This window comes from Ruegeria sp. YTSA075 (assembly GCF_059610245.1).
The window spans coordinates 176,723-203,099 of the sequence record NZ_JBXWNG010000002.1 but is presented as its reverse complement, the minus strand read 5'-3'; the positions used below and the strand labels follow the sequence as shown (position 1 = coordinate 203,099).

Annotated in this window: 27 protein-coding genes; 17 read left to right on the top strand and 10 right to left on the bottom strand. The window is 58.3% G+C overall.

Annotation, left to right across the window (positions count from 1 at the left end):
• Positions 1-87 precede the first annotated feature (87 nt).
• From phnF to AC2FGE_RS04050, 13 genes are all read left to right on the top strand, one after another.
• A complete protein-coding gene (phnF, locus tag AC2FGE_RS04110; protein WP_496817923.1) occupies positions 88-804 on the top strand; it encodes a phosphonate metabolism transcriptional regulator PhnF in 717 nt (238 codons plus the stop codon).
• Positions 797-1,204: a phosphonate C-P lyase system protein PhnG gene (locus AC2FGE_RS04105; protein ID WP_496817922.1), complete on the top strand. Its 408-nt coding sequence runs from the start codon at positions 797-799 to the stop codon at positions 1,202-1,204. The genes phnF and AC2FGE_RS04105 overlap by 8 nt, the downstream gene beginning before the upstream one ends.
• Positions 1,204-1,740 carry a phosphonate C-P lyase system protein PhnH gene (gene phnH, locus AC2FGE_RS04100; RefSeq protein ID WP_496817921.1) on the top strand — a complete coding sequence of 179 codons (537 nt, stop codon included), beginning with the start codon at positions 1,204-1,206 and terminating at the stop codon, positions 1,738-1,740. The genes AC2FGE_RS04105 and phnH overlap by 1 nt, the downstream gene beginning before the upstream one ends.
• Positions 1,740-2,804 (top strand): carbon-phosphorus lyase complex subunit PhnI, encoded by a 1,065-nt coding sequence (locus AC2FGE_RS04095; RefSeq protein WP_496817920.1) that lies wholly within the window; start codon positions 1,740-1,742, stop codon positions 2,802-2,804. Before phnH ends, AC2FGE_RS04095 begins: the two co-directional genes overlap by 1 nt.
• Positions 2,801-3,715, top strand: coding sequence for an alpha-D-ribose 1-methylphosphonate 5-phosphate C-P-lyase PhnJ (locus tag AC2FGE_RS04090; protein WP_496817919.1), 915 nt, complete (start codon positions 2,801-2,803; stop codon positions 3,713-3,715). The genes AC2FGE_RS04095 and AC2FGE_RS04090 overlap by 4 nt, the downstream gene beginning before the upstream one ends.
• Positions 3,712-4,509 (top strand): ATP-binding cassette domain-containing protein, encoded by a 798-nt coding sequence (locus AC2FGE_RS04085; RefSeq protein ID WP_496817918.1) that lies wholly within the window; start codon positions 3,712-3,714, stop codon positions 4,507-4,509. The genes AC2FGE_RS04090 and AC2FGE_RS04085 overlap by 4 nt, the downstream gene beginning before the upstream one ends.
• Positions 4,506-5,225 carry a phosphonate C-P lyase system protein PhnL gene (locus tag AC2FGE_RS04080; protein WP_496817917.1) on the top strand — a complete coding sequence of 240 codons (720 nt, stop codon included), beginning with the start codon at positions 4,506-4,508 and terminating at the stop codon, positions 5,223-5,225. Before AC2FGE_RS04085 ends, AC2FGE_RS04080 begins: the two co-directional genes overlap by 4 nt.
• A complete protein-coding gene (locus AC2FGE_RS04075) occupies positions 5,212-6,375 on the top strand; it encodes an alpha-D-ribose 1-methylphosphonate 5-triphosphate diphosphatase (RefSeq protein WP_496817916.1) in 1,164 nt (387 codons plus the stop codon). Before AC2FGE_RS04080 ends, AC2FGE_RS04075 begins: the two co-directional genes overlap by 14 nt.
• A 79-nt stretch (positions 6,376-6,454) precedes the next feature.
• Entirely contained in the window at positions 6,455-7,255 is an 801-nt protein-coding gene (gene phnC, locus AC2FGE_RS04070; protein ID WP_496817915.1) for a phosphonate ABC transporter ATP-binding protein, read from the top strand.
• A gap of 42 nt (positions 7,256-7,297) precedes the next feature.
• Positions 7,298-8,203, top strand: a complete 906-nt coding sequence (gene phnD, locus AC2FGE_RS04065) for a phosphonate ABC transporter substrate-binding protein (RefSeq protein ID WP_496817914.1) — start codon at positions 7,298-7,300, stop codon at positions 8,201-8,203.
• Between the two features lie 62 nt (positions 8,204-8,265).
• Positions 8,266-9,198: a phosphonate ABC transporter, permease protein PhnE gene (gene phnE, locus AC2FGE_RS04060; RefSeq protein WP_496817913.1), complete on the top strand. Its 933-nt coding sequence runs from the start codon at positions 8,266-8,268 to the stop codon at positions 9,196-9,198.
• The gene (phnE, locus tag AC2FGE_RS04055) at positions 9,195-10,052 is read left to right on the top strand and encodes a phosphonate ABC transporter, permease protein PhnE (RefSeq protein WP_496817912.1); all 858 of its coding nucleotides are present in this window, start codon (positions 9,195-9,197) and stop codon (positions 10,050-10,052) included. The genes phnE (AC2FGE_RS04060) and phnE (AC2FGE_RS04055) overlap by 4 nt, the downstream gene beginning before the upstream one ends.
• 31 nt (positions 10,053-10,083) lie before the next feature.
• Positions 10,084-10,710, top strand: a complete 627-nt coding sequence (locus AC2FGE_RS04050) for a DapH/DapD/GlmU-related protein (RefSeq protein ID WP_496817911.1) — start codon at positions 10,084-10,086, stop codon at positions 10,708-10,710.
• 39 nt (positions 10,711-10,749) lie between these two features.
• Here AC2FGE_RS04050 and AC2FGE_RS04045 read toward each other — a convergent pair whose 3' ends face one another.
• From AC2FGE_RS04045 to AC2FGE_RS04000, 10 genes are all read right to left on the bottom strand, one after another.
• Entirely contained in the window at positions 10,750-11,556 is an 807-nt protein-coding gene (locus AC2FGE_RS04045; protein ID WP_496817910.1) for a class I SAM-dependent methyltransferase, read from the bottom strand.
• 3 nt (positions 11,557-11,559) lie between these two features.
• A complete protein-coding gene (locus AC2FGE_RS04040) occupies positions 11,560-12,375 on the bottom strand; it encodes a sugar phosphate isomerase/epimerase family protein (protein ID WP_496817909.1) in 816 nt (271 codons plus the stop codon).
• Positions 12,362-13,573, bottom strand: coding sequence for an MFS transporter (locus AC2FGE_RS04035; protein WP_496817908.1), 1,212 nt, complete (start codon positions 13,571-13,573; stop codon positions 12,362-12,364). The genes AC2FGE_RS04040 and AC2FGE_RS04035 overlap by 14 nt, the downstream gene beginning before the upstream one ends.
• Positions 13,570-14,781, bottom strand: a complete 1,212-nt coding sequence (locus AC2FGE_RS04030; RefSeq protein WP_496817907.1) for an alpha-D-ribose 1-methylphosphonate 5-triphosphate diphosphatase — start codon at positions 14,779-14,781, stop codon at positions 13,570-13,572. The genes AC2FGE_RS04035 and AC2FGE_RS04030 overlap by 4 nt, the downstream gene beginning before the upstream one ends.
• Positions 14,778-15,431 carry a class I SAM-dependent methyltransferase gene (locus AC2FGE_RS04025; RefSeq protein WP_496817906.1) on the bottom strand — a complete coding sequence of 218 codons (654 nt, stop codon included), beginning with the start codon at positions 15,429-15,431 and terminating at the stop codon, positions 14,778-14,780. The genes AC2FGE_RS04030 and AC2FGE_RS04025 overlap by 4 nt, the downstream gene beginning before the upstream one ends.
• The gene (gene phnE, locus AC2FGE_RS04020) at positions 15,428-16,234 is read right to left on the bottom strand and encodes a phosphonate ABC transporter, permease protein PhnE (protein WP_496817905.1); all 807 of its coding nucleotides are present in this window, start codon (positions 16,232-16,234) and stop codon (positions 15,428-15,430) included. Before phnE (AC2FGE_RS04020) ends, AC2FGE_RS04025 begins: the two co-directional genes overlap by 4 nt.
• Positions 16,227-17,042 carry a phosphonate ABC transporter ATP-binding protein gene (locus tag AC2FGE_RS04015; protein WP_496817904.1) on the bottom strand — a complete coding sequence of 272 codons (816 nt, stop codon included), beginning with the start codon at positions 17,040-17,042 and terminating at the stop codon, positions 16,227-16,229. The genes phnE (AC2FGE_RS04020) and AC2FGE_RS04015 overlap by 8 nt, the downstream gene beginning before the upstream one ends.
• Positions 17,035-17,904 (bottom strand): phosphate/phosphite/phosphonate ABC transporter substrate-binding protein, encoded by an 870-nt coding sequence (locus AC2FGE_RS04010; RefSeq protein WP_496817903.1) that lies wholly within the window; start codon positions 17,902-17,904, stop codon positions 17,035-17,037. The genes AC2FGE_RS04015 and AC2FGE_RS04010 overlap by 8 nt, the downstream gene beginning before the upstream one ends.
• Positions 17,905-18,091: 187 nt before the next feature.
• Positions 18,092-19,249 carry an iron-containing alcohol dehydrogenase gene (locus tag AC2FGE_RS04005; RefSeq protein WP_496817902.1) on the bottom strand — a complete coding sequence of 386 codons (1,158 nt, stop codon included), beginning with the start codon at positions 19,247-19,249 and terminating at the stop codon, positions 18,092-18,094.
• Between the two features lie 145 nt (positions 19,250-19,394).
• Positions 19,395-21,845 carry a GcvT family protein gene (locus AC2FGE_RS04000; protein ID WP_496817901.1) on the bottom strand — a complete coding sequence of 817 codons (2,451 nt, stop codon included), beginning with the start codon at positions 21,843-21,845 and terminating at the stop codon, positions 19,395-19,397.
• A gap of 128 nt (positions 21,846-21,973) precedes the next feature.
• Here AC2FGE_RS04000 and AC2FGE_RS03995 point away from each other — a divergent pair, with 128 nt between their 5' ends.
• From AC2FGE_RS03995 to AC2FGE_RS03980, 4 genes are all read left to right on the top strand, one after another.
• Positions 21,974-22,708 carry a GntR family transcriptional regulator gene (locus AC2FGE_RS03995; protein WP_496817900.1) on the top strand — a complete coding sequence of 245 codons (735 nt, stop codon included), beginning with the start codon at positions 21,974-21,976 and terminating at the stop codon, positions 22,706-22,708.
• A gap of 161 nt (positions 22,709-22,869) precedes the next feature.
• A complete protein-coding gene (locus AC2FGE_RS03990; protein WP_496817899.1) occupies positions 22,870-24,021 on the top strand; it encodes an amidohydrolase in 1,152 nt (383 codons plus the stop codon).
• Positions 24,018-25,211 (top strand): diaminopropionate ammonia-lyase, encoded by a 1,194-nt coding sequence (locus AC2FGE_RS03985; protein ID WP_496817898.1) that lies wholly within the window; start codon positions 24,018-24,020, stop codon positions 25,209-25,211. The genes AC2FGE_RS03990 and AC2FGE_RS03985 overlap by 4 nt, the downstream gene beginning before the upstream one ends.
• Positions 25,201-26,370, top strand: a complete 1,170-nt coding sequence (locus AC2FGE_RS03980; protein ID WP_496817897.1) for a M24 family metallopeptidase — start codon at positions 25,201-25,203, stop codon at positions 26,368-26,370. The genes AC2FGE_RS03985 and AC2FGE_RS03980 overlap by 11 nt, the downstream gene beginning before the upstream one ends.
• The last annotated feature ends 7 nt before the right edge of the window (positions 26,371-26,377 follow it).

Sequence of the window (26,377 nt, the reverse complement as noted above, 5' to 3'; positions counted from 1 at the left end):
CCAGATATCTACGATGTCTTTTTGATAAAATGTCACGTGGTTGTCACGCGTGACCGCTAAATCAAAATTCATTCGGATGAATCAGATATGACACGCAAAACCTGGACAACTATTCGGGACGAGATCGTCGATGACATTCGCACAGGCCGATTGTCAGCCGGGGATCAGTTGCCGACAGAAACGCAGCTTGCAGACCGGTTCGCACTTGGGCGCCATTCGGTGCGTCGCGCGCTGGACGCCCTGGCACGGGACGGCAAGATCAGCATCGAGCAAGGGCGCGGCACCTTTGTTGCCGAGACCCCACGGTTGACCTATCAGATCGGCAAGCGCACACGGCTACGCCGCAATCTGATCCCACAAGGGGTCGATGTTTCAAGCCAGTTGATCTCGGCAGCGCGGGTCCGCGCACCGGATGCTGTAGCGCAGGCGCTGTTGCTCAACTCTGGCGCGCTTGTCATTGAAAGCCATCGGATCACGATGGCAAATGATCTGCCAGTTGCCTTTGGCACCTCGTATCATTGCGGAGAACGGTTCCCGGATTTCGCCGAACGGCGGGATGTGCTGGGGTCAACCACTGAAACCTATCGATCCTACGGCATACTTGACTATGTGCGCCAACAAACCTCGATCTACTCCCGACCGGCAAGATCAGAGGAGGTCAAAAGGCTCAAGCAGCATGCCGATGTCCCCGTGATGGTTGTCGCGGCAGTGGATGCGACTCTGGATGGCACACCGATATCGCACAGCCGGGTGATCTGGTCCGCCGCCCGCGTGACCTTCACGATGGAGCATTCGGATGGATAAGACCCTCGGCACATTGGCCCGCGCCAATGCCGAACGGCTCAAAGCCTTTGCTGAAACGCTGATTGATGATCTGGGTGAGATTGAGGTCCTGCAATCGCGCAGTGGGTTGGTGATGCTGCCAATGCGGGACACCGCACAGGGTGTTGCTTTCCATCTGGGCGAAGTTCTGATGAGCGAGGCACATATCCGCAAAGCAGGCATAGACGGCTATGGCATGCGCCGGGGTCATGATCTTGAGGCCTCGATGGCGATGGCGCTGATCGACCTGGCATTGGCAAGCGATGTGCGGGCCGACGATTGCATCGCCTTTTGTGACCGCGAGGCGCAAGCGCTTGAGCAGCAGGATGTGGAAATGATGCGCCGCGTCGAAGCCACCCGCGTGAATATGGAGACGTTCTGATGCGGGCCACTCCACTTCCCAGCGCTTCGGAAACACTGGAAAACTCGGCCTTTGATGCGCTGCTCTGGGCGCTCAGCCGCCCCGGATCGATCCAAACGCTTCCTGCGCCCGCCGAGGCATCGATTGTTGCCGCGCTGCTGGATCGCGAATGCCGCGTTCATTCCGCTGATGCACTACTGGTGCCGGAAATCATGCGCAGCGGCGCCGAGATCGCCCAGATTGATCAGGCCGATCACGTGTTTCTTGGCGCACTGACATCCGGCGCGGCGATTGATCACGTGGCATTGGGCAGCGATCTTTATCCGGATGACGGTGCAACCGTCATCATCCGCGCGAAGATCGGGGCCGGCCCGGCGCTGCGCCTGACGGGTCCTGGCGTTGACGGAACAGTCGAGCTGCGGATCGACGGCCTGCCTTCTGGTTTTTGGTCCACCCGTGCAGCGCGAATCCGCTATCCGATGGGGTTCGATCTGTTCGTTGTGGACGACACCCAGCTGCTTGGCGTACCGCGTTCCACCACGGTCGAGGTGATCTGATGGCCTATGTCGCAACACGCGGCGGCGAAAAAGCCATCGAACAGTCCGAGCGCTTGTTCCGTGAGGCCATGGGCCCTTTTGAACGTGACCGCGTCGAGGAGATCAAGACCAGCCTGCCCTATCTGATCGACCGGGTGATGGGTGAGGCCTCGCTATATGACGAAGACCTTGCCGCGCTGGCATTGGCGCAGACGGGCGGTGAGCTTTATGAGGCCGTTTTGCTGTTGCGTGCCTGGCGCACGACGCAACCACGCCTGAGCGTCGCAGCCCCTGTCGAACAGGATCAACTGTTCACGCATCGGCGGATTTCAGCGGCCTTCAAGGACATTCCGGGCGGGCAGGTTTTGGGGCCAACACTGGACTACGCGCATCGCATTCTGGCCACTGATGTGTTGCAGGGTGAACCCTATGCGCCGGAGCCCGTTGATCCGGCGCCGGAACCGTCGTCCGCCTATCAGCCTGCAGTCAGCGCGTGGCAGGCGGAAAACGATCTGTTGGACTTGCCGGAACAGGATGCAACCTCTGGCAACGATGTTCCCGACCTGACGCGAGAGCCGTTGCTGTTCCCGTCCAAACGGGCGCATACGCTACAAAGCCTCGCGCGGGCAGAAACCGGCGGTGTATTGGCCCTGGGCTATGCGGCCATGCGTGGCTATGGGCCGGCGCATCCAACCGTAAACGAGTTGCGGCTGGCCGAGGCTGAGATCGCGGTTCAGCATCCCGATGGGCGTCAGTTCTCTGCCGGGCGTGTCAAAGTCAGCCAGGCTGAGGTCGTCGACAAAAAAGGCGAAAAGCTTGGCATCGGATACGCTGCGACCTTTGGATGGAACGAGGTCAAATGCATCGCCGCCGCCACGCTGGACCTCAACAGTCCCGGGGCTGAAAAAGGTTCTGCGACCGAAGAGGAGTTCTTCCTTTACCATACCGAAGGCGTCGAAAGCTCGGGCTTTTGTATTCACTTCAAACTGCCGCATTACGTCACGTTTCAATCGTCGCTTGATGCGATGCGCGATGCAAAGGCGAACAAAGCGGCGAACGCCTCTGAAACGGAACCTGCCGAATGACCCTTGCCGCATTGACCAAGCCCTGGGAAGCGCTGAGCTATGGCTTTCTGGATGGATCAGCCAAGCGCGAACTTCGGCGCAAGATGCTGAAATCCGTCGCCGTGCCCGGATGCCAGATGCCCTATGCCAGCCGCGAAGTGCCGATGGCGCGTGGATGGGGCACGGGTGGATTACAGGTGTCTCTGACACTGGTGAACCCCAAAACCTGTGTCAAAGTCATCGATCAAGGCGCGGATGACAGCGTCAACGCCGCTTCAATTCGCCGCTTTATCGCGCGCGTTGCGGGCACGCCGGTGACGATGGACACTCTGGAGGCAGACCTGATTCAATCGCGCCACCGCATCCCCGAAGAGATTTTGCGCGAGGACCAGATCCTTGTTCTGCAGGTGCCCAATCCCGAACCCTTGCGCCCTGTCCAGCCAAACATGTCGATCGCACGGCAGATGCATGCAGATGCGGATTACGGGCGGATGTGGCTGCAACTCTATGAACAGATCGTGCGGTCGGGCCGCGTGATGCAGGGCGCGTCCTATCCCAGCCTTGTGCATGGGCGGCATGTGATGACGCCCTCACCAATCCCGCGTTGGGATGTGCCCAAGCTGCATATGGCCAAGCACCTGACCATCCTGTCGGCAGGCCGTGAAAAGCGTATCTTTGCCGTTCCACCTTTTACGCGGGTCGAACCGTTGGTATTTTCAGACATTTCCTATCGGGTTGAAGATCACGGGCACCTTACCTGCACCCGGTCGGGCACGCGGGGCTTCTTCATGAACGAAATCCCTCAGGATAACGGAAGCTCGACCTACGAAGTATCCGACAGCGAATGGGGTGTGAAAACCATCCGCGCGCGCGATGGCGAGGGCGAAACGCGGGGTGAGACCTGGTACCAGGACGGAAAGTTACCGCAATGACCATCACGCTTGATGCCCCTCGCCTTGTCGATACGCGCCCCCTGCTGGAAGTGCGCGATGTCAGCAAATCCTACGGTCCCGTACAGGCCGTGCACAGTGTTTCCGCCCATGCTTATCCCGGTGAGGTTCTGGGTATCGTTGGCGAAAGCGGATCGGGGAAGTCGACGCTTTTGCGGATGATGAACCTCGAAGAAACACCGGATTGTGGCAGCTATACGCTGGACCTGCCCGATGTTTCCGGGAATCTTTTTGATCTGGACCGTTTCGCGCGGCGCATGTTGTGTGCCACCAGGATCGGCATTGTCTATCAGAACCCGCATCTGGGATTGCTGATGAAACATTCGTCTTCCGGTAACGTTGCAGAACGTCTGTTGGTCGCGGGCGAGCGCAACTTTGCCACGCTGCGAAAGGCTGCAACCGAGGCGCTTGATGCCTCTGAATTTCCGCTGGATCGTCTGGACGCGCCGCCGATTGAGCTGTCGGGCGGCATGCAACAGAGGGTGCAACTGGCCAAGGCCATCGCGCTGGAACCCGCACTGTTGTTGCTGGATGAGCCGACCACGGGGCTTGATGTCAGTGTGCAGGCGCTGGTGCTGGATACGCTCAAGCGTCTGCAACAGGATCGCCGGATCACGATGGTGATCGTCAGCCATGATCTGGGTGTCATACGCACGTTAGCCGACCGGGTCATGGTCATGCGGCGGGGCGAAGTGGTTGAGACCGGTCTGGCAGACCAGATCTTTCAGGATCCGCAACACGCCTATACACAGCAGCTGGTGCACGCAAAACTATGACGCAGGTTCTGGAAATTCACGGCCTCACCAAGGGTTTTTCGCTGCATCACCTCCGCAAAGAAATCGGCGCGTTCGAAGATATCTCATTCAACGTGGCCGCCGGAGAGTTCGTGTTGCTGAAAGGGGCCAATGGCGCGGGAAAATCCACGCTTTTGCGCACGCTCTATCGGTCTTACCTGCCGCGCGCAGGTCAGATCAGATTTCATTCAAGCCATGGGTTGATTGATCTGGCACGCGCAGCGGATGTGGATATCGCCCATCTCCGGCGCACCGAAATTGGGTTTGTCACCCAGTTTCTGACAGCCCGCCCACGGGTCAGTGCCGAGGCCATCGTCGCCGAACCCCTGCGCCTTGCCGGTTGGGACGCTGATGCGGCGCTGCATGCGGCGCGCAAGGCGCTTGAGACATTTGGGGTCAAACCCGACCTTTGGGCCGCCTATCCGACAACGTTTTCCGGTGGTGAACAGCAAAAGGTCAATCTGGCCCGTGCACTGATCCTGCCGCAAAAACTGCTTATGCTTGATGAACCAACAGCCTCGCTCGACGCGAATGCGCGGGCGGCGTTGGTGGCGCGCCTGAAAGAGCTAAAACAAGAAGGCACCGCCATGATTGGCGTGTTTCATCACCCCGATGACGTGATGCATCTGATCGACCGGGTTGTCGATCTGACCCCGAACGCAACACCACAAGAGGAACGTGACGATGTGGCTCTCTGATATGAAGATCATCCTGGCCGACCGGGTAATCGAAAATGGCAGCCTGCGCATCGAAAACGGAGTGATCGCCGAGCTTTCGGAAAGCAGCGGAACGCCATCCGGCCTCACACTCTTCCCCGGTTTCATCGACATGCATGGCGATATGATCGAGTTGGAACTTGAACCACGCCCCGGGGTCGATTTCCCAATGAACGTGGCAGTGGGTCATCTGGATGCGCGCTTGGCTGCGTCAGGGGTCACCACCGCTTATGCGGGCGTTTCTTTCTCGCGCAATGCGAAAGACGGCGAACGCAGGTCTTTCGATCATACCAGTACGATTATCCGGGCATTGAAGGACAATATTCAGGGTCTGCGTGTCGATCACCGAATTCATGCGCGGTTTGATATGACATATACCGACGCTATCGCCGCACTTGAGGGGCTGTTGCAAGCGCAGGCCGTCGATCTGGTGTCGGTGATGGACCACACACCGGGCCAGGGCCAGTATCGCGATCTGGAAAAGCTTGTCGCCTATCGGACCCATGACGGGATCACAGCGGAACAGGCCAGGGCGAATGTTCAGGCCCAGATTGCAGCCGCGACACCGACCGAGCAAATCTTGGAAAATCTCAATAAAGTGTCGCGCCTGTGCAAAGGCTTTGGCATCGCCATGGCCAGCCATGACGATGATACCGTCACCAAAACCAATCTTATGGCGGATATCGGCGCTGTCATCAGCGAGTTTCCGGTAACGATGGAAGCCGCCGAAACGGCCGCTGATCGGGGTTTGATGATCGCCATGGGCGCGCCAAATGCGATGCGCGGGCAGAGCTATTCGGGCAATCTGTCCGCACGTGACGCACATGCTGCCGGGTTGCTGCATATCCTTGCCGCCGACTATCACCCGGCGGCCATTCTGCCTGCTATCCGCGCCCTTGCACCTGCAGACCCAGGCGGTCTGGCCGGTGCAGTCCGTCTGGCATCGGCCAACCCTGCACGCGCGCTTGGATTGGCCGATCGAGGAGAAATCGCGGTGGGCAAGCGTGCGGACATGGCCGTTGTCGACGCGTCGGATCGCGTTGTGCACACCTTAAGCGCAGGCAACACGGTCTTTTCGAACGGGTCGGTTGTGTTGAGCTCTGAGGCACAGCGGGTCGCAGCTGTAGCGTAATCAAACTTTTACAAATCAGACTCCGTGACGTCACACATACAGGTGATGGTCTGCGCATAATTCATTCGGATGAATCGCCATGACCGCTGCTCTGACCCTGTCAAATGTCTCGAAAACCTTTGGTGAGACACATGCCGTAGATCGTGTTTCGCTGGATATCGCGCCCGGACAGTTTGTTGGTGTCATCGGCCGCTCGGGCGCGGGCAAGTCGACCATGCTGCGCCTTATCAATCGACTTATCGACCCCACGCAGGGGTCGATTTCGTTTGGAGGCGCCGAGATCACCAGCTTGCGAGGCAAAGCACTGCGCAACTGGCGGCGCGATTGCGCAATGATCTTTCAACAATTCAACCTTGTGGATCGCTTGGACGTTCTGACCAACGTCTTGATCGGGCGTTTGGCGGAACACGGCTTTTTCAGCTCGATGGCGATGCAGTTCAACGATGCGGAACGCACCATGGCCCTACAGGCGTTGGACCGGCTTGATCTGGTCCCGCAAGCGCTGCAGCGGGCGGGCACATTGTCGGGCGGTCAGCAACAGCGCGTAGCCATCGCCAAAGCGTTGGTGCAACAGCCGAAAATCATGCTGGCGGATGAGCCCATCGCCTCTCTTGATCCGGCGAATGCAACGCTGGTCATGAACGGCCTGCGTGAGATCAACCAAGAAGACGGCCTGACCGTTCTTGTCAACCTGCACACACTGGATACCGCGCGCGCCTATTGCGACCGGATCATCGCGATGCGCGCGGGTCGCATCTTCTTTGACGGAACCGCAGCACAGCTTACCGACGATGTGGTGCGCGACATATACGGGCTGGAAGGCCTGCGAGAATTCAATGAGGCGGTGACGTCGACCCAATCCGTCGCCTTGCCTGCCTGACCAAAGATCCAATCGCCAAACCAAACCCAGGGGGACCTGAACATGAAATACCTTGTAACCACTGCGCTAGCCGCCCTAATGGCAACCTCAGCCGCTGCTGACTGGAAAGATGACTATCAGGTCATCAAATTCGGCATCCTGTCGGGCGAAAATGAAAAAGACCGGATCGCCCGGTACACCCCATTCGAAGAATATCTGGAAAGCGAACTGGGCGTCGAAGTCGAAATCTTCACCGCCGGGTCCTATGATGGCGTGATCCAAGCCATTGCTGCCGACCAGATCGAATTCGCCTTCTTCGGCTCATCCTCATATGCCGCGGCCTATACCGGGACCGAGGGCAAGGTTGAACCACTTGTCTCGCGCCTGCGCGAGGATGGGTCCACCGGATATTACTCGGTTGTGGTGACTCGTTGCGAAGACGGCTACAACAGCATTCAGGATCTGGAAGGCAAAGTGCTTGCTTTCGCTGACCCCGACAGCACCTCGGGCTACGCGGTGCCCTACTTCAACATTGCCAAAGAAGTTGACCCCAAGACCTTCTTCTCGGCCATTCCTTTCTCGGGCTCGCATGAAGCTGGCGTTGCTGGTGTATCGCAAGGCACCTTTGACGCCGCTGCGACATGGCAGAACAACGCGGTCGACGGCCGTTGGCAGCGCATGATCGAAAAAGGCATGATCTCCGAAGGTGAGATCTGCCCGATCTGGGAAAGCCCCGAAATCACGTCCGGCCCCTTCACAGCCCGCAAGAACATCCCGCAGGAGCTGAAGGATGCGATGAAGGATCTGGTTATGACGATCCCTGAAAAGAACCCCGAAGCCTTCAAGGCCATGACTGGTGAGGTCGAAGATGCCCCGAACCCTCAAACCGGCTGGATCGAAGTCGACCATGATCGCTATCAGTGGATTGTAGACATGCGCGACTGGCTGAAAAAGCAGCGCCGCTCATAAAGCACACATGACCTGGACCCTCGCCCATCTGGCGGGGGTCTTTAGTTCTGGGGGTCTCAAACATGGTTGCTGTTGCGGATGTGACGCCACTGCGTCCTGTCGATCAGTTTGAATTGGACTATGCCGCGCAGCGAGGGCGAGCAAAGCTAACCTGGTTGATCGCCAGCATCCTTTTTCTTGCCTTCTTCACGTTTTCCGCGTGGCTTGGCGATTTTTTTAAAGTGACACAGGTCACAACGTCTGATGGCGCACGCGAGTGGCGCTGGATCATCCCGGCTGGCATTCCGCGCCTGGGTGAATTCATCGAAAAGACCCTGCCGGTATTGCATTGGGACAGTCTGGGCACCGATCTGGCGGAATGGTTCTGGCGCTGGAAAACCTGGCTGAACCTGTTGATCGAAACCATTCTGATCGCATTCATGGCCACAACGCTTGGGGTGATCGGCGGCTTTCTTCTGTCTTTCCCAGCCTCACGCAACCTGGCGCTAAACAAATGGGTTTTGTGGATCAGCCGCCGGTATCTTGAGATCGCCCGCACCGTGCCTGACCTTGTCTGGGCCCTGATCTTTGTCTTTTGCTTTTCGGTTGGTCCGATGGCTGGTGTGTTGGCCATTGGCCTGCATGCAACCGGAGCTCTGGGCAAGCTTTATTCCGAAGTGAATGAAAACATCGACATGCGCCCGCTGGAAGGCGTGAAAGCCGCTGGCGGAACCTGGTTCGACCAGATCCGATATGGAGCAGTGCCACAGGTGCTGCCGAACATCATCAGCTACACGTTGTTGCGGTTCGAAATCAATGTGCGCGCTTCGTCGATCATCGGATATGTCGGTGCTGGCGGGCTGGGCCAAGAGTTTCGCGAGGCGCTCTCCTTGCAGGAATACACCGACCTGTCAGCGCTGTTCCTGATTATCTTCACGACAGTCATGGTTATTGACTACGGCTCGGAAAAACTGCGCCACCGTATCATCGGCCTTGAGAAAGGACCTGCGACATGACCCCGACGGATGCGCACATTCGACAGATGATAGCCGAACATCCCCGGGCCTTCCGGGACACAGCCGTCATCCGGGCCCGGAAAATCGCACTTTGGGTCGGGTTCTTCGGTCTGTTCGCCTGGTGCCTTTACGATTTCAATTTCTCACCCGAACGTATCTGGACCGGCTTGCAACGGTTGGGGCGGGTCATGTCCTTCATGTTTCCCCCGCATCTTTGGGCTACCTGGGCCGAATGGCTTGAGGTGTTCCGCGCATTGGGTGAAACCATCGCAATGGCGTTCATGGGTACGCTTCTGGGGGCCATCGTTGCCTTTCCGCTGTCTTTTCTCGGAGCCAAGAACATCAACCGGATTTTCTGGCTGCGTCAGGGTTCACGGCGGTTCTATGACGTCATCCGCGCGTTCGAGACGCTGATCCTGGCGCTGATTTTCATTCGTGCCTTCGGGCTTGGACCACTCGCAGGTATCCTTGCTATCGCCGTGTCCGAGGTTGGCACCTTCTCAAAACTGTTCTCAGAGGCGCTGGAAAACACATCGCGGCGCCCGGTCGAAGGGGTCGTGGCCTCAGGCGGGTCACGCGTACAAGCCATCCGCTATGCGATCATGCCGCAGGTTCTGCCGGTGCATCTGTCGGTTCTGCTGTATAACTTTGAATCCAATGTGCGCTCCAGCACCATCCTAGGGATCGTCGGCGCGGGTGGTATTGGCTTTATGCTCAGCGACCGGATCAGCGGCTATTTCTGGGATCAGGCCTGGACCATCATCTTCATGATCATCGCCATGGTCTATCTGATCGATTACCTTTCTGCCCGTATCCGCACAAGGGTGATCGGCAAATGGGAAGGCGCGCACTAAACGCGCTGCCTCAGCTGAGATTGGAAAACCCATGTCCGGAGCTGGATCAAAGAACCCGCTAAGCGAAACCCCAACAATTCATGACGGCGCAATTGTCGATGATTGCGAGTTGGGGATCTGGACGGAAGTGGGAAGAAACACGGTGATGAAGTCATCCTCGATGGGGGACTATTCCTATATCACCCAGTCGTGTCACGTTGTGTGGACGACAATTGGCAAGTTCTGCTCAATCGCCAATTCAACGCGCATCAACCCGGGCAACCATCCGACCTGGCGCGCGGTTCAACACCATTCGGTTTATCGAGCCCAGGCCTATGGGCTGGGCGAGGACGATCACGATTTTTTCGAATGGCGTAAGAAAAACTGGGTCACCATCGGCCATGATGTCTGGATCGGTCACGGGGTGACGGTCACTGCAGGCGTCAATATCGGCACCGGGGCCGTTATCGGAGCCGGGGCCGTCGTGACGCGCGATGTGGATCCCTATACCGTGGTTGGTGGCGTACCCGCGCGCTTTATCAAACGCCGTTTCAGCGCGGCTCAGGCCGAAGCTTTGCAAGAGATCGCCGTCTGGGACTGGCCACGCGAGACATATAAGGCGGCCCTGCCTGACATCCGCGCCCTGGATATCGACGCGTTCGTTGAAAAATATCGCTGAGAACTGCCCTGCCCTCACACGGCGTGCCAATGGCTTGGTTCAATAGACGAATTTCGCGAAGGTCAGGCATGTCTTGACCCGAAATGACAACATACAATGTTCATCACTGTGCGGCTCCAACAGGTCATGCAGTTCAGCGGAGAAATCCGCGATATGGTCGCCCAGCTTCGAACGCGTAAAGCTGTTTCGGGAATGTTGGCATTGAACAAAGCCCTCCACGGATTGCTCGAACGGTTCAGAAATCAAATCCTGCGTCTCTATGATCTTCATATGATCTTCATGACGTTGCCGTGTCGCCGACCATTCCTTTGACCCCAGCGGCAGTCCTGTCACTTCGGGCACCCATTTCCTTAGAAACGCCTGCCACTCAGCCTCCCATGGTGGGTCGAACGCTTCGTCCCCTGCAACAATCGCAACCAGATGATCTGGGCTTAGGTGAGGATGCAGGTTTACCTTCAACTGCTCAACATCCATCCAATGAATGCTTGACGCAAACGTCACCATGTCGAATAGCCCGTCCAGCGGCGCATCTTCGGCCCGTGCGCAAACCCATTTGAGGGTCCTAGCCTGGCCGTTTTCAAGGGTCTTGCCCAAGGCAATCATATTTGCAGATGTATCAACCGCTACAACCTCGTCAAAAAACTTCGCCATCGGACGGGCGATTTTGCCTTCGCCACAGCCCAGATCCAAAAGACGCCCGTTTGGGCGCACGTGCTGCGCCAGCCTCTCGTACACCGCGGACGCGTACGGAGGGCGATGCACATAGGGCTCAGCAACCTCGGCGGCCATGAACGACCTGCCGGACAAATCACGCAGGCCCTCGCCGTCACGTATGGTTCCTGCCATCGGTTACTCCACCAGCCCCATCTGTTGCAGATAGGAAAAACCCGCCGGGATGTCGGATTTCCGGCGCAGCTCAAGCACCAGATGCGGGGCCGAGTTGCATTCTGACAAAGCTCGGAACACTTCGGGCCAGTGGATTTCGCCTTCGCCCGGGGCCCAATGGCGATCCGCATGGCCATCGAGGTCTTGCAGATGGACATGTTTCAGCTGATCGCCCGCATCCCGAATAAAGTAGTCCACTGGCGGTGCGCCGGACATACGACGGGCCAGATGCGCGTGGCCTGTATCAATCGACACGGCGACGGCACTGCTGTTGAAACTATCGACCATTTCCCGGCGGGTCGCGGGATCGACATCAAAGATGTTCTCGATGACCAGCGTAATGCCCAATTCCTCGGCCGATTTGACAACCGGGGTCATGACATCGTGGATCCGAGCCAGCTTTTCTTCCTTATACCCAAATGTGTTCAGCCGGTTCCAGGCATACCAGCGGGCATAGGGTGAATGCAGGACCATCTGGCGCGCGCCAATCCGGTCCGCCGCTTCCAGCGCCCTGAGATACCGGGCGGTGATCAGCGGTCGCAGCTCGGGGTCCTTGTTGTCCATATCCAACCCCTCATAGGGTCCATGCATCCCGCGTCGCCCCTGGAATCCGTTCAGCGCGGCTTGCACCGCGGCAATCCGGTCGTCGAGCTCGGTGGTCAGTTCTGCATGACGGCTGAAGCCCTGAAGCTCCAGATCGCGGTTGGCGTCAAACAACCAGTCGCGATGATCTGCGATTTCGTGCGGGGCCAGGCAGGCACCAATCTTAAGCGGGGTCATAGGTTGGGCTCTTTCTTGATTTGCGGGCGTCAGGGATGAAAAGCGAAGTGAGAATGGCAAGGCCGAGGATTGCGCTCATGGCGGCAAAGCTTGTCCAGCCTCCGAAATGCTGGGTGAGAAAGGCAAAGGCGAACGGGGCCGATGCATTGGCGGCCATCGAAACCGTGTTGATCCAGCCAAGCCGGGCGCCGTATCCCTTCTGGCCGAACAGCGCGAGCGGCAGCGTGCCGCGTGCAATCGTCTTGATCCCGTCGCCCATGCCATAAAGGGCTGCGGCCAGGATTACGCCGGGCACCGTGAATCCCACCGTCAGAAGTGTCAGAAACCCGGCCAGCATCAGGCCAAGCGCCAGTATATAGGTGATACGGGGATAAAGGTTGCGGCTGATCAGCAGTTCAAGAAATCGCCCCACCGTTTTGAACGGTCCGATCACCGCGCCCGCCAGAGCCGCCATCGCGGCGCTGTGGCCAAGGTCCTGCACATTGGAGACCCAAAGCGTCATCACCGCACCCATCAGGTAGCCTGAGAACACGAATGAGGTCACCATCCAGAGCATTCCGGTTTTGCGCTCTGACCCCTCCAGTTCGGGCCAATCCGTCGTGTTTGCCGAAGAGGGCGCGGCCAGATCACGTTCGGGGCCGCGCAGGCAAAACCAATGTAGTGGCACACAAATCATAAGATAGGCGCATCCCAGGATCAGCCAGGCGCTGCGCCAATCAACCGCTTCATACAAGGCCAATGTCAGCGGCCAGAAGATCGTCGACGCGACCCCGCCAAAAAGCGTTATAATCGTGATCGAGCGCTGTGGCGATACGGACAGATCAAGCCGCGAGACAGCAGCAAATGCCACGGGGTAAAGGACAAACATCGCTGCGGCCTCGATCAGCAGAATGCTTGTAAACAGACCGACCCGCCCCTCGGCCAGCGACAATGTCATCGTCGCAAGGCCAGCACAAAAGGCTCCGCCGCTCATGACAAAGCGCCCGCCGAACCTGTCTGTCAGGATACCAGCCACCGGGGACATGAAACCACCCAGAAACAAGGCAAGGGACAGGACACCGAAGATACCCGAAAGCGTCAGGTCAAGCGCGCCTGTCATCTTTGGCAACAAGATGGCATAGGCGTAGTACAGAACGCCATAGCCCATGATCTGGCTGACCCCAAGCCCGATGGCCGGCCAATGATCGCGCTGAATCATCCCTGCGGCCATGCGCGGTAGGCACAGCGCCCGGCCACCCAGGTTCCTTGAACTGCAGGGGTATGCCCTTGGGGCCAGTCCACAAGCACAAGATCGGCCCGTTTGCCGACAGAAATCTCACCCCGATCTGACAGCCCCATGCCTCGGGCCGGCCCAGATGAAACAAGCGACCAAAGCGTGAGCCGATCAGCCCTTTTTTCGCGGTCCAGCCGATCTATAGCGGCCAGCATTGCGGGGTAGTAGTAGTCTGACGCAAGCATGTCGCAATACCCCGCCTCGACCATATCCGCCGCACCGAGAGATCCGATATGGCTGCCGCCACGCACTGCGTTGGGCGAGCCGAAGACGATCATGTCTCCGTCAGCGCGGGCCTGCTCAACCGGATCCATCGACATCGGGAATTCCGACGCAGTCACCCCAAGATCGTGATAGAATCTGCGGGTTTCGGCCTGAGTATCATCATGGCTTAACATCGGGATACCCTTTGCGCGGGCTTTGCGCGCCAGTGTTTTCATCGTGTCCACCACCTCGGGCCGTCGATCCCAGACCTTGTGCACCAATTCCTTGTGGTCGTCATAATCAAGGCCGGACCGTTCGGTATGTTTGCGGTAGCGTGCCTCGAACAATGCGGCATCCTGCAAATCCATCACCGCAAAATCCGGGTTATGCTCAAAAAGCCGGTCCTGAATACCGGTGCTGTCGCTGCGCATCGCCATCGACAGGTGATCGTTGAAGGCAAGCGACGGTTTCAGATCGGCCTCCATCGCCCACTCAAGCGTTTCCAGTGCTTCAAACGCAAAGGTTTCCCAGCGCAACTGAATTCGGTTTTCAACCGTCAAGCGCGGGGCCAGATCCCGGATAGCCTCGATCATCATACGTCCACGTTCAACACTACGCAGACCCGGTTCGTAGCTCAGCGTGATCGAATGATAGGTCGTCGCAATCCCGTTGGCCGCCAGTTGCCGGTCGGTCTCCAGAACCGCCGTCTGAACCGGAAAGAAAACACCGGGGCGCGGCATCACCTGACGCTCGAACGCGTCGCCATGCACGTCGATCAGCGCAGGTGCCAGCACCTTGCCCCGCGCATCGATTTCTTCGCCCTGAACCGGGCCACCGATTTCCACAATCACACCCGTATCAATGGTAACGGTTGTCTCAATAATCTGACTGGGCAGATACACCTGTGCCCCGACAAAGGTCTGGGTCATGCCTGACGCTCCAGAATGAGATGCCAGTGCCACGAACCCGGTTTTTCATGTTCGCGGTCTTCCATCCAAAGGACTTCAAAGCCCTGAAACAACGCCAACATCTCGACCGCGCCGCAATAGTAGTGCGGGTGGCGTTTGTCCGAGCTGTCTTCGTCAAACACCCAGGTGTTGCGCGAAATCTCGCACGGATCGTTCAGCTTTTCGCGGTCAATCCACAACCGGCGTTTTGACAGCATGGTCAGCATGAAGGTGCCGCCGGGCTTCAATACACGCCGGATTTCCCCGATCGTGTTCAACAGCACCGTCTCATCCCCATGATAGATGACATTCCAGCTGAGCATATGATCAAAGCTGCCATCCTCGAATGGCAAATCATCCATACGGCCCAGTTTGGTTGTTACCCCTGTCTTGGCCTTCTCGATCTCAGCCAGACCTTCGGGCGCAGCATCAAGGGCGGTGACCGCAAAACCGGCGGCTTGCAAAGACAATGCGTGCCTGCCCACGCCCGCCCCAAGGTCGAGGATTGCAGCGCCCTTCTTCAGTGTTTCTGCCCATCGTTTGACATCGGGTTCCGGCGTCAGCCATTTCGAACCTTCTTCGATCTCGTCCCAAATCTTGTTCCAATGCCGGTCGGCGGTGTCGGTCTTCAACGTTGTTCTCCGATAATCTTGGTTCGGGCCCAGCCCGAAACTTGCTCGATTGCGATGACAACCACAGCGATCATCAGGATCACCGTCATTGCCGTGGGATAGTCAAAAAGATCAAAACCAACCTTCAATTCGATCCCAATGCCGCCCGCGCCCACGAGCCCCAGAATGGTCGAGGATCGCACTGCCTTTTCCAGCGCGTAAAGCGATGTTGAGACAAAGGCAGGCATGGCGGCGGGGATGGTTGCACAGGCCACAACATCCAGCTTACGGGCCCCGGTGGCCGTCAGACTTTCAGCCGGACCCTTGTCTGCGGCTTCCATATCATCCGCGAAGAAGCGACCGCAAAAGCCAACGGTATCAATGGCAATTGCCAGCAAACCCGCAAACGGGCCCAACCCAACAGCCACCACAAACACCAGCGCCCAGGCGATATCAGGCACAGCGCGAATAAATCCCAGCACCGTTCGGACGGTCTGGTTGATCCATGGCCCAGCGATCAGATCGCGGGCGGCCAGCAGCGCGATGGGAACCGAAACAACTACGCCGATCACGGCCCCGGCTAGTGCGATCTGCAAGGTTTCCAACATCTTCCAGCCCAGCCTGGCCAGAACCATGGGCTCCAGGTTCGGAGGAAAAGCGCGGTCCAGAAAGTCAGCGAAACGCGGCGGGGATGAAATGACCTTCTCGACCGAAAACCCGGCCCCCGCGAAGGACCAAAGGATAATGGCCAAAGCCGCAGCATAGCCAAGGAACGTCAATGCCGACGGACGATCATACCGGGCCGGAGGTGCGATATCAGTCATAGAGCCCTCTCAGATCTTCTGCCTTGATGCTCGTGGCCCGCGCGTCAAGCTTCATGCGCCCATCCGCCAGCCCAAGGATCCGATCGCCGTAGTGCAAAGCGTGCTCGATATTGTGCGAGATGAAGATAACCGTGACGCCTTCCTGCCGCGCAAGCGCGAAGAACAGGTCCATGACGTCCTCGCCCGCGGCCGGGTCCAACGAGGCTGTGGGTTCATCCGCGATCAGGATTTTGGGTTGACCCACCAAGGCACGGGCAATCGCCACGCGCTGTGACTGCCCGCCCGAAAGCCGGTCGGCCCGCCGGGTCGCAAGATGGGCCAGCCCGACCTTTTCCAGCGCAACCATCGCCGCCTCGCGTGACGCGATTGGGGCAAAACTCTGGCTCCAATGGCGCAGGCCCGGACGTTGGCCCAACAGGCCCTGAACCACGTTCGACAGCACCGAAAGCCGAGGCACGAGATTGTGTTTCTGCGACACAAGACCCATCTGCGCCCGCATCGCGCGCAGCTGTGCCAAACGCGCCCCGGCCACTTCGGTGCCCAGAACATTGATCTGCCCCCGATCCGCCGGGATCAGACCCAGAAGACAGCGCAGCAGAGTGGACTTTCCTGTGCCATTTGCACCGACGATGGCAACCGCCTCGCCACGCGACAGACCAAAAGAGACGTCCTGAAAGATGGGCGTACCCGCGAAACTCCTGGCAAGTCCGCTGACCCGTAAATCCACAGGGAGAACCGGAGCAGATACCTCTGCCCCGGTCCCAATCTTCACGCCTGATGCGCGCGTCGGTGTATAAAGATCAGTCACCGATGAAATTGTCGAACTGGGGGTAGCCCGCGTTCGAATACATGGACCGCACATAGTCATATGCGCTGTCTTCAATCTCAACCAGGTCCATGCCCACATATTTGTCGTTCTCTTCATGGGCGGTGATGCCCGCGATGATGCTGGCCTTATTGTCAATGATTGCGCGCTGCACCTTGGCGGCGGCATCAGCGGGCACATGTGCGCCGACCATAATCATGTCATTCGGCAGGTCGCCCGAACGCGCAAGGATTTTGAAGAAGCCATACGGCAGTTCGGTTTCCTTGTTGCGCACGTTGAGCCAGGATCCTGCATTCGACCCAAGCGCATCCACATCACCGTTTTTCAACGCTTCATGCGCAATGTTGCGGCTGGTATGGGTTTTCTGGATGTCGTTGACCGGATCAAGGCCATAATCGGCCAGAACCTGCATCGGGCACAGCATATTGGATGTCGATCCGATGTCACCAAAAGCCACCGTTTTGCCTTTCAGGTCGGCAACTGTGTTGATGCCGCTATCTGCGCGCACCACGATGGCGCAGTGATAGTCCGGCCGACCCAGACCAACGATCGGTGTCGCATTGGTCAGCTTGTTGATAACCACGTATTCAGCCGGACCCGAAACCACGAAATCAACCGTCTCACCGCGCAGGGCTTCTGCAGCTGCGGTGCGCGAGTTCACGGCAAAAAACTCAAAGCTGTCGCCGGTAGCTGCTTCAAGCGCGTCTTTGAACGGGCCCCACTCAAGCTGAAGGCGCTCCATGCCTTCTACGTCGGTGACCGCAAGCTTCCACGTTTCGGCCTGTGCTGCGACCGCAGCCATAACCGCCAGCGCCGCGCCGGTAAGTAACGAACGAAATTTCATGGTGATTCCCCCACTGTATGAAATTCATCCGAATGATTCAGAGGGAATGAAACGTAGGCATGACAACGGCGTAACGTTCTTGTTTCAAACAGGTCGGCGCGCTTAAGTTGGCAAAAGACCAGTTTCCGCAGCCGCACGGCGTTCGTATTCGGGATCGCGAAAACCAGCGCGATCCCGGATGTTAAGACTAAGCAATCGCCTTTTGCAGCATCAGTGACGCCATCTCGGTCAGATCATCGTCGCCAACCGGGCACGCTGTATTTTGAGCCATGCCGATATTGGCAGGGTTCTTCATCTCGGCCACCAAAGCCTGCACAGTCACACCGGCGCATACTGCGGGCAGGTCTGGAGATATCTGACAGCGGCGCATCAGATTTGACAAAGCCACTGGTAAAGCCTCGGCATGATCCGCTGCGCCCATTGCTTGAGCTACGCGCGCATAATTTTCGGCGCCATCAGGGCGCGCGACCAGCCATGGAAGGCTGGCCTCCAATGCCAGACCCGTCGCCAACCCATGATGAATACGCACCAAAGACCCCAGCGCATGGCTGATATTGTGACCCATATGCGTGTTGCAGTTATGCAGGGCCAGACCAGCGACCATACTGGCCCATAGCACACGCCCGCGGGCCTCAAGGTCGGTGCCATCCGCCACGGCCCTTGGCAAAGCATCGGTCAAAATGCGAAGCGCTTCTAACCCAAAAAGCTGGCCTGCGGGGCTGGTGCCACGCGCCGTCGCGCCTTCGAGCGCATGAGCAACAGCGTCGATGCCAGTCCAGGCGGTTAGGTTAGCTGGCAGGCTGAGCGTCAGTTCGGGATCCAACACCGCCTGGGCGAACATCAGCTCTTCGCCCCAAAACCAGGTCTTGCTGCCATCAGCTCGGGAGATGACCGAGGTTCTGGTTACCTCTGATCCGGTTCCGGCGGTGGTTGGAATTGCGATTGCAGGCATGCCATCCGCAGGCAATGGTTGAGCCGCCAGCGCGAAATCCGCGGCAGGTCGACCGGACCGGGCAATTGCCGCCACCAGCTTGGCCGCATCCATCGCCGCACCGCCGCCGATGCCGATCACCGCAGCGGCACCCATCGCACGTGCGCGTGCACTGAGAGCATCTACCAATGCCTCTTTCGGCTCGCCCAACACCTCAGCCGCGAGGTCAAAAGCAATGCCCGCGGCCTGCAACCCGTGGGTCAGCCTATCCGTGACCCCTATCTCGGCCAGAACGGCGTCTGCAACGATCAGAACGGGCCCCTCGCCCAACGCGCTGACGATTTTCGGCACCTTTGCAATCCTGCCCGCACCGAAAGTTGCCGGAGGAACCCGACCTACATTGAATGGCGTCATCTGCACCTCCTGCCGTCTGATTGCTTCTCAGATTGTAGCGATGTGCCGCGATCTGAGTAGAAAGAAACGACAAAGATGTGCCTGAATCGACATTATTTTGTCCGGGCACTGCAATTGTGTACCGCAGTTCAGGCGGATGATCACATCACGATAGCATCCGGTTGTTTTGGGGGTCATAGAACGGGGTCAGGCTGATCTCGGCATCAAATTCGCGGCCTTCGATCAGAACTGAATAGCCCCCGCTGCCTATTGTTTGTTTTTCAACCGACCCATCCGGCACAGACAGAAGGCAAAGCCCCACCGCCGCGCTTTGTGTATAAGACCAGGCCCCTGCTGTTACATAGCCCGCAACTTTACCATCCCGCAGAACAGGTTCGTTGTGGTGCAAAAGGGGATCGGGATCGCGCAGCCTGAGGAAACACAGAAACGGCCCCTGCCCCGCCGTGCGGCTTGCAACATAGGCGTCCCTGCCTACGAAGGCGATATCCTTCCTGGGTTTGCAGACGAACTCCAGCCCCATCTGATGCGGTGCTTCGGTATAGGCCATATCATGCCCCCAATGCAGAAAGCCTTTTTCGATACGCAGCGCGTTAAGCGCCTCGCCGCCAGCCAAACGCAAGCCATGGACTTTCCCCGCCTCCATCAGAACATCAAACACATGCTCAGCGAAATCGGGGGTGACGAACACTTCCCACCCCAGCTCTCCGGTATAGGACAGCCTTTGAGCAAAAACCGGAGCATGACCGATATGGAAATGTTGCAGGCTGTTGAATGGGAAGGTCGCATTGGAGACATCTCTGTCAGAGACTGCCGCCAAGAGATCGCGTGCGTTCGGTCCTGCGACAGACAGCACGCCATAGGCCGTCGTGGCGTCACGCAGGCGCACATCCTCGCCCGGCTGGATCGCGTCGCGCAGGTGCAGATAGTCGCGCCTTGTGTGCGAGATCGAGCTCATAACCATGAACGCGTCCGTGGCATGGCGCGCAACGGTGACATCGCTTTCGATCCCCCCGCGCGCATTTAGCATCAGAGTATAGGCCACCCGACCCACCGGCATCGCCATATTGTTGGTACATACCCGCTGCAGGAACGCCTCGGCATCCGCGCCTTCGACCATCAACTTGCCCAACATGGAATAATCGAACATCGCCACGGCTTCGCGCGCTGCCTTCTGCTCGGTCAGCGCATGGTCGAACCAACTGGGCCGAAAGAAGCTGTGATCATAATCCGGCGACACGCCTTCCGGAGCGAACCAGCCCGGGCGCTCCCATCCCTGCATCTCGGCAAAACACGCCCCGTTGGCCTTCAACGCGTGGTAAAACGGCGTGCGCCGCAGGTTGCGCGCAGTTTGGCGCTGTCGCCCCGGCCAATGCATGGCGTAGGTCAGCACGAGGGTTTCAGGGCAACGTTCCTGCAGATAAGGATCGCGCGCCTGAAATTCCTCACACCGTTTCGGATCCATCTCGGACAGGTCAAACGGCGGGTGACCCCGCATAATCCAATCGGCCAGCGCCTTGCCTGCTCCTGGACCCGACTGAATACCGGTCGAGTTCACACCGGCCAACACGAAATACCCTTTGATGTCTGGGGCCTCACCCAGCGTGAAACGCCCGTCATAAGAATAGCTTTCCGGCCCGTTAAAGAAGGTTCGAATACCGGTCTCTTGCAGGATCGGCACGCGGTTCATCGCCAGTTCCAGAACCTCCATCACGTCGTCTTCGACAAAGGGTAGACTGTCGAACTCGAATGATTCCGGAATACCGCCGGCCGCCCATGGTTTGGCTTGAAAATGAGCAAACCCGAACAGCAGCTTGCCTGCGTCTTCCTTCCAATAGGTCCCGTCGCAATATGAACGCAAAACCGGCAGGTCCGATGGCAGGTCAGGGATCGGTTCGGTGACAAGATAGTAGTGCTCGCAAGCGTGTAAAGGCACCCCAACGCCATTGCGCTGGCCCAGTTCCCGCGCCCACATTCCGCCGCAATTGACCACGAAATCAGCCGTGATTGTTCCTTTGTCCGTGCGCACACCGCAAATCCGACCCCCTTCGACCAGAACCTCATCGACGCGCGTATGTTCGAAGATTTGTGCCCCGTGCATCCTGGCACCTTTGGCCAGAGCCGTCGTCAGATCGATTGGATTGGCAGACCCATCACTGGGCATATAGATCCCGCCCAGTACGCCATCCGGGTTCATCAACGGCCAGCGTTCCTTGATCTCATCAACGCTGACCGCATGGGCCTCAATTCCAAAAAGCATCGCGAAATCTGCCTTGCGTTTCAATTCAGCATGACGCTCGTCATTCAGCGCGACCGAAATCGAGCCCGAGCGGCGATAGCCGGGGTTCTGACCTGTTTCGGCTTCGATGCTTTCCAGCAATTCGATCCCGTATTTCGCCATGGCGGTTGTGGCATGGCTGCCTTGCAATTGCCCGACCAACCCCGCCGCGTGCCACGTGGTTCCACTGGTCAACTGCTTGCGCTCCAGCAGAACAACATCAGTCCAGCCTTCTTTGGCCAGATGATAGGCGACGGAACAGCCATGGATACCGCCACCGATGATGACGACCTGAGCGTGATTTGGAAGGGGTTTAGCCATGGTCCGGTTTCCTGCCGCGCAAGGGAATATCAAAGCCGGAAACCCGGCGATTCGTATCTGGTATATACCAGATGTATCTTGGCGCCTATCCGAAATCGTAATATGAAAACGAAAACCACGGACCCTTCATGAACCAGCCACAACCAAACCCTGCGCCGCCGCGCTTTCGCCGGATTGTCGAGAGCATTCGTCAGGACATTCTGACCGGGCGCTTGCCAGAACATGCAGCGCTGCCCTCCGAACGGGTACTTGCAGATCAGTTCGGCGTCAGCCGGATGACAGCCCGCCGGGCGCTGGAAGCGATCGAAGCACAAGGCCTGGCCTATAGCGAAGACCGTCGGGGGCGCTACGTATCCCCACAACGTATCCGCTATGACATCAGCAATCGTGTCAGCTTTGCCGCCGATGCCCGTACGCTTGGCACAGATCTGGGGATCGAACTCATCAGTGCACAGAGCGCAACCGCAGACGATATGCTTGCTGCGGCCTTGTCCATCCCGGTTGGCGAGAAGCTGCATCACTACACACGTCTGTTCAGAATGAACGGCCATCCGACCCTGATTGAAACCGAGATGGTTGTCGCCCAGAGGTGCCCGGATTTGATGGATCACGACCTGAGGCAATCGACCACCCAGTTGCTAGAGGATCGATACGGGGTATCTGCCAGTATTGGCGACGTCGTTATACGTATGCGCATGATCCAACCTGACGAGGCCACGCTTTTGGGAACCGCCCCTTACCAGGCTGGCATCGAACTGGAACAGATCATCCGAGACGATACCGGGCAGCCTTTTTGTTTAGGTCGGCAAATCTGGCGCGGCGAGTTGGCAGAGTTTTCTGCCCGAACCGTTGTGAATCGATAATCAGATTCTGCATCCAGTCGTATACTGGCCTTGCGTTGCGCTCGGGAAATCCTCATGGTTCGGCAAGTTTGTGATGTTTTTGGTCGCAGATTGGCGGATCATCAACGCCAAGAAACGATCCGAAAGGCTATGCTCGGCGTTGAGATTGACAGGAGGCGCTTTTGAACGCGCGGATACAGAACCTTATTGAGCTGCGGCATGCCTTCCATCGGGATCCCGAACTTGGCTTTGAGGAACACCGCACGAAGGTCACGGTCGCTGCCCGATTGCGTGCTTTGGGTATCGAAGTGCATGAAGGTGTTGGTGTGGTTGGCATTCTGAAGGCCGGAACAGGCAACCGCGCCATCGGGTTGCGGGCCGATATGGATGCCCTCCCAATCGCGGAACAAAGTGCTCATGACTACGCATCCGCCAATCCTGGCGTCATGCATGCCTGTGGTCACGATGGCCATATAACGATGCTGCTAGGGGCCGCAGAGATGCTGGCCCAGGACCAGGATTTCGACGGCACGGTCGTGTTTATCTTCCAACCAAACGAAGAACACGGGCTGGGTGCTCAGGCGATGATTGACGAAGGGCTGCTGGAGCGGTTCCCGATTGAAGAGGTCTATGCCATCCATAATCTGCCCGGGACCCATGTGGGGCAGATTTTAACCCGTCCGGGTCAGATTTGCGCCTCGGAAAGCCTGTTCGAGATCCAGATCACTGGCAAAGGCGGTCATGCGTCGATGCCGCAGGTGGGTGTGGATACGATCACGGTGGGTTCTGAAATGGTGCTGGCCCTTCAGACGATCGTGTCACGCAAACTGGCCCCCAGTACGGGCGCCGTGGTGTCGGTGACCGAGTTCTTAACCGACGGGCAAAGAAATGTGCTGCCGGGGCATACCGTTCTGAAAGGCGATGTTCGGGCGCGTCTGCCCAAGGATCGTCAGGCCGTCGAACGTTTCATGCACCAGATCGTCGACGGTGTTGCGGCCACCCATGGCGTGACGGCGACGATGCAATTCAACACGGAATTCATCGAAACGATAAACGCGCCCCAACCCGTCAATGCAGTTCTGCGCGCCGCGCGGGCTGCCGGGCTCGAAGCTGATGGTGAGTGCCCGCCAATGAGCTTTTCAGAAGATTTCGCCCATTTCTCTGCCGCTGTGCCGGGCTGCTTTCTGTTGCTTGGCAATGGCACCCAGGGTGCGCATGGCCAACCGCTGCATGCGGCGGATTATGACTTTAACGACGCGCTTCTGCCAATCGGCGCTGCCTTTTGGGCCGCGCTGGTGCGAGATCGCTTACCTGCCAAAGAGGACAAACCGTGACTGACCTTCTTCCACAGGCCCATCTGGGCCATGTCGCTGCGACCCGCAAAACCGGTGATGCATCAAAAAGAGTCCTCACCGCAGCAGACTTCGCCACAGCCCAATCCGAGATCATGGCCTGGGACGGCTATGCGCCGACGCCCCTTGTGTCCCTGAAAACCCTGGCCGAGCAGATCGGTGTTGGCGAAGTTCTTTACAAGCATGAAGGCCCTCGCTTTGGCCTTGGCAGCTTCAAGGCCCTGGGCGGGGCCTATGCCGCCTTGCGTGTCCTGCAACGCGAAATTTCAAAGCGCCTTGGCACCGATATCAGCCTATCGGACATCCGTCAGGGCAAATACAGCGATGAAGTGGCCAAAGTCACACTGGTTTCGGCCACCGATGGCAATCACGGGCGGTCGCTTGCCTGGGGATGTCAACGCTTTGGTGCGCCCTGCCGGATCTATATTCACGCCGAGGTCAGCGAGGGCCGCGCAGAGGCTATGCGTAAACTGGGGGCAGAAGTGATCCGCATCGCAGGGGACTATGATGAATCGGTCGTTCTGGCGAAATCCGAGGCCGAGACGAATGGGTGGTTTGTGGTCTCAGACACCTCGTGGCCCGGATACACCCAACCGCCATGCGATGTTATGTCGGGCTATGGGGTGATGACTCGCGAAATCTGCGAAACGCTGGACCAGGCCCCGACCCATGTCTTCTTGCAAGGTGGCGTTGGCGGGCTTGCCGCAGGCGTTGCCGCTGCCTTGCGCCAGCACTGGGGCGCTGACTCTCCGCGCGTGATCATCGTTGAACCGGAACTGGCGGCCTGCCTGTTTAAAAGCGCAAAGGCGGGTACAGCCACCTCTGTTGCCATTGCTGAAGAGACGATCATGGCCGGACTGTCCTGCGGCGAGCCTTCGCCACTGGCGTGGCAGATCCTCGCCGAGGAAGCCACCGATTTCCTGACGATCCCTGAAAGCGTTGTAGCCCCCACAGTGCGGCTGTTGGCGCGTCCGCTGCCCGGTGATACAGCACTCGAAGCAGGTGAAAGCGCGGTCGCCGGTCTGGCAGCCTTGATCATGGCCCGTAAAGATGACGATGTATCGGCTCAGCTGGGTCTGGACGGCACCTCTCGTGTGCTTTTGATCGGCTCCGAAGGCGTAACCGACCCAGCTATCTTCCAGATGATCATGGAGGGGCGCGATGCAGCCTAGCGCTCTCGAACGCGGCTTCCCCGAAACAGAATTCGCGGCGCGCACCGCAAAAGCCCAGGACCGAATGATCCAGGACGGCCTTGCCGGTCTTCTTCTCATGACGGAACCCGAGCTCAACTATTTTACCGGCTTCCAGACATTGTTCTGGCAAAGTCCAACGCGCCCCTGGTTTCTTTTTGTCCCAGCTGCAGGCAAACCCATCGCGATCATCCCCGAGATCGGGGCAGAATTGATGCGCCGATCCTGGCTGGATGACATCCGCACATGGAGCGCACCCTGCCCCGAAGATGACGGCATCAGCCTGCTGACTGATCTTCTTGCGCCGCTGGCCAAAGGGGGTGACAAGATCGGCGTCATGAAAGGGCATGAGACGCAGCTGCGCATGCCTCTTGGAGATTGGGAACGGCTGGTTGCTGCCCTGCCCGGCTTGCACGTCGCCGATACAACCCGGCTGGTGCAGTATCTGCGCATGGTAAAATCCGAGGCCGAGATCGAAAAACTCGCCCATATCTGCGCCATCGGATCAGCCACCTTTGCACGAGTCCCGGAGATCGTATCCGAGGGCATGCCACTCGAAGATGTATTCCGCGCCTTTCGTCGCGAAGCGCTGGCACAGGGCGCAGACAATGCACCCTATGTTGTGGGAGCTGCCGAACCCGGTGGGTATGCGGATGTTATCTCCCCTCCGTCGCGCCGCCCGCTTCAGGCGGGTGATGTGATGATGCTGGATACCGGCTGTGTCTGGGATGGGTATTTCTGCGATTTTGACCGTAACTGGGCCATAGGCCACGCCGATGACGCAACCCGTCGCGCTTACGACACGCTCTGGCGCGCAACTGAGGCCGGGTTCGAGGCCGCAAAAGCCGGAAACACCTGCAAAGATCTGTTCCGAGCCATGTCAGATGTGATCGCCGAGATCGACCCCTCAGGCGGAGATATCGGCCGTCTGGGACATGGGTTAGGAATGCAATTGACCGAACAACCCTCGCACGCGGCCTTTGATGAAACAGTACTAGAAGACGGGATGGTGCTGACGCTTGAACCCTCACTGTCTTACCGGTCCGGGCTGATGATGGTGCACGAGGAAAACATCGTTGTCCGCAAACACGGCGCAGAGCTTTTGACCACCCGCGCACCCAAAGACATTATCGTCATCTGACAATTCT

Excerpts from the sequence above, each read along its gene's own strand:
- AC2FGE_RS04085 (WP_496817918.1), top strand. The coding sequence starts at position 3,712 with ATGACCATCACGCTTGATGCCCCTCGCCTTGTCGATACGCGCCCCCTG.
- AC2FGE_RS04080 (WP_496817917.1), top strand. The coding sequence starts at position 4,506 with ATGACGCAGGTTCTGGAAATTCACGGCCTCACCAAGGGTTTTTCGCTG.
- AC2FGE_RS04045 (WP_496817910.1), bottom strand. The coding sequence starts at position 11,556 with ATGGCAGGAACCATACGTGACGGCGAGGGCCTGCGTGATTTGTCCGGC.
- AC2FGE_RS04075 (WP_496817916.1), top strand. The coding sequence starts at position 5,212 with ATGTGGCTCTCTGATATGAAGATCATCCTGGCCGACCGGGTAATCGAA.
- phnE (WP_496817913.1), top strand. The coding sequence starts at position 8,266 with ATGGTTGCTGTTGCGGATGTGACGCCACTGCGTCCTGTCGATCAGTTT.
- AC2FGE_RS04010 (WP_496817903.1), bottom strand. The coding sequence starts at position 17,904 with ATGAAATTTCGTTCGTTACTTACCGGCGCGGCGCTGGCGGTTATGGCT.
- AC2FGE_RS04005 (WP_496817902.1), bottom strand. The coding sequence starts at position 19,249 with ATGACGCCATTCAATGTAGGTCGGGTTCCTCCGGCAACTTTCGGTGCG.
- AC2FGE_RS03980 (WP_496817897.1), top strand. The coding sequence starts at position 25,201 with ATGCAGCCTAGCGCTCTCGAACGCGGCTTCCCCGAAACAGAATTCGCG.
- AC2FGE_RS04050 (WP_496817911.1), top strand. The coding sequence starts at position 10,084 with ATGTCCGGAGCTGGATCAAAGAACCCGCTAAGCGAAACCCCAACAATT.
- phnC (WP_496817915.1), top strand. The coding sequence starts at position 6,455 with ATGACCGCTGCTCTGACCCTGTCAAATGTCTCGAAAACCTTTGGTGAG.
- AC2FGE_RS04040 (WP_496817909.1), bottom strand. The coding sequence starts at position 12,375 with ATGACCCCGCTTAAGATTGGTGCCTGCCTGGCCCCGCACGAAATCGCA.
- AC2FGE_RS04095 (WP_496817920.1), top strand. The coding sequence starts at position 1,740 with ATGGCCTATGTCGCAACACGCGGCGGCGAAAAAGCCATCGAACAGTCC.
- AC2FGE_RS03995 (WP_496817900.1), top strand. The coding sequence starts at position 21,974 with ATGAACCAGCCACAACCAAACCCTGCGCCGCCGCGCTTTCGCCGGATT.
- phnE (WP_496817905.1), bottom strand. The coding sequence starts at position 16,234 with ATGACTGATATCGCACCTCCGGCCCGGTATGATCGTCCGTCGGCATTG.
- phnE (WP_496817912.1), top strand. The coding sequence starts at position 9,195 with ATGACCCCGACGGATGCGCACATTCGACAGATGATAGCCGAACATCCC.
- phnH (WP_496817921.1), top strand. The coding sequence starts at position 1,204 with ATGCGGGCCACTCCACTTCCCAGCGCTTCGGAAACACTGGAAAACTCG.
- phnD (WP_496817914.1), top strand. The coding sequence starts at position 7,298 with ATGAAATACCTTGTAACCACTGCGCTAGCCGCCCTAATGGCAACCTCA.
- AC2FGE_RS04105 (WP_496817922.1), top strand. The coding sequence starts at position 797 with ATGGATAAGACCCTCGGCACATTGGCCCGCGCCAATGCCGAACGGCTC.
- AC2FGE_RS04030 (WP_496817907.1), bottom strand. The coding sequence starts at position 14,781 with ATGACCCAGACCTTTGTCGGGGCACAGGTGTATCTGCCCAGTCAGATT.
- phnF (WP_496817923.1), top strand. The coding sequence starts at position 88 with ATGACACGCAAAACCTGGACAACTATTCGGGACGAGATCGTCGATGAC.
- AC2FGE_RS04035 (WP_496817908.1), bottom strand. The coding sequence starts at position 13,573 with ATGATTCAGCGCGATCATTGGCCGGCCATCGGGCTTGGGGTCAGCCAG.
- AC2FGE_RS04090 (WP_496817919.1), top strand. The coding sequence starts at position 2,801 with ATGACCCTTGCCGCATTGACCAAGCCCTGGGAAGCGCTGAGCTATGGC.
- AC2FGE_RS04000 (WP_496817901.1), bottom strand. The coding sequence starts at position 21,845 with ATGGCTAAACCCCTTCCAAATCACGCTCAGGTCGTCATCATCGGTGGC.